We start from the raw sequence: 6,521 nt of genomic DNA on the forward strand, positions 1-6,521 counted from the left end.
TTTACCTGTAGAGGACACCAAGCAATTAGCTTACACAGAGTGCCAAGTGTTTTCGGTTTAGGTCGATAATGTGATAGTTTGAGACAAGGTATCTCCTCAGATTTAGAGTAATTAGAAAAGGTTCATCAATTAATATGGCTAACAAGCAGCTTAATGATATATCTACTCCCATAACGAATCTCGATGAACTGGCTAAATTAGCCGACTATTCACTAATGAATAACCTTCGGTGCGACCCTCAGGCGACGGCCAGTGGGGATGATTACGCGCCTCGACAAGTTTTTTCGGGACATTATGTCCCTGTAAAGCCGACGCCTATTCCTGAGCCTGACTATGTCGCTCACAGCAGGAAGTTTTTCAGCGAACTGGGTTTTGACGACAATTTGGTGGAAACGGAAGGCTTCCGTCGTTTGTTCTCTGGTGATATGTCGCATGTGCCAGAACCTATGAGACAAACAGCTTGGGCAACTGGCTATGCGCTGTCGATTTATGGCACGGAGTACATTCAACAGTGTCCGTTCCGCACAGGCAACGGTTACGGGGATGGCCGTGCAGTATCTGTCCTTGAGGCTGTCATCAATGGTCAGCGTTGGGAGATGCAGCTAAAGGGTGGTGGGCGAACGCCATATTGTCGTGGTGCGGATGGGCGAGCAGTGCTGCGCTCGAGTATTAGAGAATTTCTGGTTCAGGAGCATATGCACCAACTAGGGGTGCCAACATCTAGGTCCTTATGCCTTTATGTATCTGGCTCAGAGACCGTTGATCGCCCATGGTATTCTGAAGGTTCTTACTCCCAAGATCCGGATATTATGGTATCGAACCCGGTTGCAATTTCAACACGTGTCGCACCGTCTTTCTTACGGGTCGGGCAGCTTGAACTGTTTGCTCGTCGAGCGCGTAGCAAGGCTCATCCAAAAGCTCTCGAAGAGTTAAAGATGATCGTTTTGCATTTGATTGATCGTGAATACAAAAGTGAGATCAATGAAGACCTATCGTTCGAAGATAAATTACTGCGGTTGGCTAGCGAGTTTCGTGAGCGTTTAAGCGCGCTTGTCGCAAACTGGCTTCGCGTAGGTTATTGCCAAGGCAACTTCAATAGTGACAACTGCGCAGCGGGGGGGTATACCCTTGACTATGGTCCATTCGGGTTCTGCGAAGTGTTTGAACCGTTTTATCAGCCTTGGAGTGGTGGCGGGCATCACTTTTCGTTTTTCAATCAACATGCTGCTGCCGAGGCAAATTTTGAGAGTTTCTGCTCGGCATTGCGACCCCTTGTTGCATCGAAGCCCGATGTATTAGAAAAGCTTAATGAGATACGCTCAGGCTTCACTGCTGTGATTCAAGAGAAAATGGAATCAATGTGGGCGTCTAAGCTGGGGCTTAATAAGTTTGATGGAACGCTATTCAATCAGCTTTTAAAGCTAATGGTTCAAACCTCTGTTGACTACACCCTCTTCTTCCGCGAGCTGTCAGAGCTTCCTGAAGATGTCTCGACGCTTAAGAAAAGCTTCTATAAAGACCTGAGTGATGAAAAGGAAGAAGCATGGTCGCAGTGGTTACAGACCTGGAGAGGGCTGATAAACATTGAGGAGGGCGCCGAAGCTCTGTCGTTACAGATGAAGCGCGTCAACCCAAAATACACCTGGCGTGAATGGTTGGTCGTGCCAGCGTATCAACAGGCGATGAAAGGTGACTATACGCTCGTAAAGGAATTACAAGACGTGTTGAGCAAACCATACGATGAGCAGACATTAGAGGTGAAAAATAAATTCTACCGTTTGAAGCCCGAGGTCTTTTTCGGGGCTGGCGGTGTCTCGCACTATAGTTGCTCGTCCTAATCGAATAAGCGCAACGCGCTAAGCAATTTCAAGTACTTGTGACAATAGCCAGTGAAGACACACACTACCTGTTGCTTAGAGGTTTGCTTACTTTATTAAGGCGTATTTAGTTCTTTAAATCTGCCTTCATTTGCTTGCGAAGCACTTTGCCGTTGGCCGTTCGGGGGAACAGTTGGGTGAAGTAAATCTTTTTAGGTACTTTATATTGAGCCAAATGTTCGTTTGCAAAGGCTAATAGGCTTGTTTCATCTAGCGTGCTACTTTCATGGCGAATGACGCTCGCCACGACCAAGTTCTTATCTGGCCCGATCTCTTCTTCGAGAGCGACACAATCAGCGACGTCGGGGTGGGTTTTCAATACCCGTTCAATCTCGTGGGGTGAAATACGAAAGCCAAAGCTGTTGATGATGTCGTCACGTCGACCGAGGAACCAAACATAGCCTTCTTCGTCTCGTTTGGCGTAGTCGCCGGTGAGAAAATAGCCGCCTTTGCGTGTGGCTTGTGTGGTGTCCGGCAGTTGCCAGTATTCAATGAACAGTCCTAAGTCTTGCTCGTCGATACAAAGCATGCCTTCTTCACCGTCTTTGACTGGCTCTAAGTTCTCATCGAGTAGATGTATTTTATGCCCGGTCTGAGGGCAACCCGCAGAGCCCGGGCGAATGGGGCGAGCAGGGTGATGCGATAAATAATAAGAACATTCAGACATGCCGATAGCTTCGTAAATATCCTGATTAAAGCGGTCTTGCCATAACCCAAGCATTTCATCTGAAAGATGCTCGCCTGCACACATACAGTGGCGAAGTGTCGGTACATCTTTAGCTGAAAATTCAGTTTTCTGAATGATCTGGCGATAAATGGTTGGTACACCGATAAAGATTGTGCATTGGTGCTTGGCGATCAGCTTCGGCCAGGTTTCTGCCGTGGCATCGCCGTTATAAACAACGACGGTTTTGCCTAGCAGCATCGGGTCCATCATGGCGGTGCCGAGTACGTAGGTCCAGTTGAACTTACCCGAATGCAGAATGCGGTCAGTTTTATCGCTTTGGTAATCAAACCAATGGTAGGCCGCGGGTAAGCGACCCAGCAAAGCCCTGTGAGCATGCAATACGCCTTTTGGATAACCCGTGGTGCCAGAGGTGTAGACTAAGTAGGCCGGGTCGTTATAGCAGGTATTGACTGCGATTTCGTCATCGGATGAACTTGCTAGTAAGTTTGCAAAGCTTTGAAACTTAATCTTGCTACTTGTGCTGGCGGTCTCGGCGAGTTCGTCGATAATCAAAACATGAGCCAACTCTGACTCTTCTAGTGTATCCAGGTGTAGCTTCTCGGCCAGCGCAGCGGTGGTGATCAGCACTTTGGCACCAGAGTCCTTCGCCAGGTAATCAATCTCGTCGCCGCTAAGCAGAATAGAGCTGGGCACCGCAATACCGCCAAGCTTAACTGTGCCATAAAAGGCAATCGGGAACTCGATAACATTCGGTAGCCAAAGCATGACCCTGTCACCCTTTATCAAGCCCAATTCACTTAACCGTGCAGCACATTGGTTGGATGCCTTATCGAGTTGCTGATAAGAATAAGCTTGATGTAATTCGTTACTCTCATCGCCATGGTCAACGATGAGCGCGGTAGACTGCATATCAAAGTTGGGAATTTGAGGGCGCGTGCACGCAAGGCCTATATTGAAGTCTTTCGACAGGTCCAGATCATTGATTGTCTCGGGCTTGATAGGCGCTTGCATGTTTCGCTGTTCTCTTTGTGGAATGAGTGCTTAGTGTGAAAGGTCTAAAATAATTTTGCCGATATGGGCATTGCTTTCCATTAGAGTATGCGCCTCAACAACATCTTCGAGTGCGAAGGTTTTGGCGATCACAGGCTTAATGGTTTTGTTCTCTAGCAGCGGCCAGACTTTTTCTTTTAGCTGTTGCGCAATTGCGGCCTTAGCGTCCAAAGATTGAGGACGTAGCGTCGAGCCGGTCAGCGTTAAACGCTTTAGCATCACGGGCAAGAAGTTTACCTTGTTGATCGGGCCTTGAAGATAAGCAATATTGATAATACGGCCTTCAATCGCGGCGAGGAAGAGGTTCTTCTGAATATACTCACCGCCAACCATATCAAGAATTACGTCGATGCCTTTGCCGTCATTGTGGTCTTTGATAGTGGGCAGGTAGTCTTGTTCGTTGTAGTTCACTGCAAGCTCTGCACCCAGCGCTTCACAGGCTTTTGCTTTCTCATCGCTGCCTGCGGTGGCATAGACTTTTGCGCCCATCGCTTTGGCTAGTTGAATCGCCGTGGTACCGATGCCGCTGGTACCGCCATGAATAAGAAAGGTCTCGCCCGCTTTCAGCTGACCGCGATCAAACACGTTTGACCACACTGTAAAGAAGGTTTCTGGCAAGGCTGCTGCTTCCACCATTGAGTAGCCTTCAGGAACGGGTAGACATTGGCTTTCTGGTACATTTACATACTCGGCATAGCCACCACCGTTGGTGAGTGCACAAATCTTATCGCCTTGTTTTAAGGTAGTAACGGCAGAACCGACTTCGACCACTTCACCGGCTACTTCCAAACCCAATATGGGTGACGCATCTTTTGGGGCCGGGTAGTTGCCTTGTCGCTGAATCACGTCAGGGCGATTAACGCCGGCTGCTGCTACCTTCACCAGTACTTCATTTTCTTGAATGCCAGGGCGTTCGCCTTCAGCAACTTGCATGACATCAGGTGCGCCGAAGTTTGGGGTGTCGATATATTTCATTTTGGCTCTCTTGTTCGTGGCGAATTCGTATGAGTAGGCAAGCAATTTAAAGGGCTACCGGGTTAGGGTCAAGTTTATCAACTGTGTTCCGTGGTGATCCCATTGACATCAAACTGACACCAAAGCGTCACATTTGCTTCACACTGAATTACTATCCTGCCTAAAAACACAGGAGTCTAGGTATGGGTTTTCAGAGCTTGTTGGTTAACAAGGCAGTAGATAGTGAGAAAACAAACGGTACACTTCAACCTGCTGTCGAGCGCATGTCTAGCAATGATGGCCTTGCCGATAAAAACGGTGGGATTCCCGAGATATTACGAGCACCGCTTAGCTCACTATCTCGTTCACGAAAAACCTTAGACTCTTTCCTGCGAGATCATCCTCACCTTAAAGGTGTTGAGTTTGTCGAGCAGATTCTTCAGCACTTTGAGTTTTCCTTTCAGACGCCTTGGAATGAGAAAGAACGAATTCCGACTGAAGGCCGCTTGGTGATTATCGCCAATCATCCTTTAGGTACTCTGGATGCAGCGGCGGTATTCAAGTTGGTAAGTGATGTAAGGTCAGACGTGCGTGTTGTGGTCGATGAAGGCGTTCATGAGTTAGATGCGCTTGCGCCGATTACTTTGGCTTGTCAGCCTTACTCCGAGAATACGGCTAAAACACGTAATGTCGCTTTGAAAGAACACCTGGAGCGAGAAGGTGTGCTGATCTTTTTCCCCAGTGAAGAATTATCCCGTATTCGCCCGAGTGGGGTGACGGATACCAAGTGGCGTCGTGACTTTCTTGATATAGCTTTAGAAATGAATGCGCCGGTGTTGCCTTTGTATATTGATGCAGCAAACTCTGCTCTGTTTTACGGTGTGTCTGCGATCTATAAGCCGCTTTCTACCATGATGCTTGTGCCTGAAATGTATAAGCAAACACGCAAGACGGTTGCGATCCGTGTCGGTAAGCTTGTCATTCATGAGACCTATGCCAAGAGTGGTTTGCCAGTTAAGACTCAGGTCAAACTGTTCAAAAAACACCTCTATAAAGTGGGTAAGGGTAAAAAGGGGATATGGCAAACCCAGTCACCGGTTGCTCACCCTGAATCACGTCAAATACTTAAGCAGCTTATTGCTTCTCAAAACCGATTGGGTGAGACCAGTGATAATAAACAGATCTTTCTCTATAAGAACGAAGGAAGCTGCGCGGTATTGAGAGAGATTGGCCGCTTAAGGGAAATTGCCTTTCGCGCAGTGGGCGAGGGAACAGGTGAGCGGCGTGATATTGACCACTATGACTCGTCCTATAGTCAATTGGTCTTATGGGATGAAAATGAGTTGGAGATTGTCGGTGCCTATCGCCTGGGCAATGCCAAAGACATTATCGAACAGCAGGGTATTCAGGGCTTATACAGCGCCAGCCTTTTTGATTATGACGAGTCAATGCTTCCTCTACTAAAGCAAGGGGCGGAACTTGGGCGAAGTTTTGTTCAGCCTAAGTATTGGGGCAAACGAAGTTTGGATTACCTTTGGTATGGCATCGGTTCTTACTTAAGCAAGAACCCTGATGTGAAATACTTATATGGTCCGGTCAGTATCTCGAACGACCTGCCTAAAGCAGCAAAAGATTTATTAGTTTACTTCTTCACTCTTTATTTTGGCAGCTTTGACGAGACGGAATCTCGGCCTAAGGCTGTATCGAAGCACCCCTATTTGCTCTCAAACGATCTGCTTGATGCCTTGAGCCAGAATTTTTCAGGTACGGATTATAAAGAAGACTTTATGATTCTTAAGAACATCTTGTCGAATATGGGCTGTAGCGTGCCGACTTTGTACAAGCAGTATAGCGACCTATGTGAACCGGGTGGCCTAAAGTTCTTGGGCTTTGGTGTTGACCCTGACTTTGGTGATTGTATCGACGGTTTAGTGATGGTCGATGTCAGTAAG

The 6,521-nt window shown here is 47.6% G+C and carries 4 protein-coding genes; 2 read left to right on the top strand and 2 right to left on the bottom strand.

The genetic code is table 11. The features are described from left to right. The first annotated feature begins 134 nt into the window (after positions 1-134). Positions 135-1,838 carry a YdiU family protein gene (locus A3761_RS01180; RefSeq protein ID WP_068507714.1) on the top strand — a complete coding sequence of 568 codons (1,704 nt, stop codon included), beginning with the start codon at positions 135-137 and terminating at the stop codon, positions 1,836-1,838. A 106-nt stretch (positions 1,839-1,944) separates the two neighbouring features. Here the strand turns inward: A3761_RS01180 and A3761_RS01185 are convergent, their stop codons facing one another. Both A3761_RS01185 and A3761_RS01190 read right to left on the bottom strand, forming a co-directional pair. After that, on the bottom strand, positions 1,945-3,576 hold the full coding sequence (locus A3761_RS01185) for an acyl-CoA synthetase (protein ID WP_068507716.1): 1,632 nt from the start codon (positions 3,574-3,576) through the stop codon (positions 1,945-1,947). A gap of 30 nt (positions 3,577-3,606) precedes the next feature. Continuing rightward, entirely contained in the window at positions 3,607-4,590 is a 984-nt protein-coding gene (locus A3761_RS01190) for an NAD(P)H-quinone oxidoreductase (protein WP_068507718.1), read from the bottom strand. A gap of 182 nt (positions 4,591-4,772) precedes the next feature. On the opposite strand from A3761_RS01190, the gene A3761_RS01195 reads away from it, so the two are divergent. Continuing rightward, on the top strand, positions 4,773-6,521 hold a 1,749-nt coding region (locus A3761_RS01195), incomplete at its 3' end, for a lysophospholipid acyltransferase family protein (RefSeq protein ID WP_068749665.1).

The organism is Oleiphilus sp. HI0123, assembly GCF_001635315.1.

Excerpts from the sequence above, each read along its gene's own strand:
- A3761_RS01185 (WP_068507716.1), bottom strand. The coding sequence starts at position 3,576 with ATGCAAGCGCCTATCAAGCCCGAGACAATCAATGATCTGGACCTGTCG.
- A3761_RS01180 (WP_068507714.1), top strand. The coding sequence starts at position 135 with ATGGCTAACAAGCAGCTTAATGATATATCTACTCCCATAACGAATCTC.
- A3761_RS01190 (WP_068507718.1), bottom strand. The coding sequence starts at position 4,590 with ATGAAATATATCGACACCCCAAACTTCGGCGCACCTGATGTCATGCAA.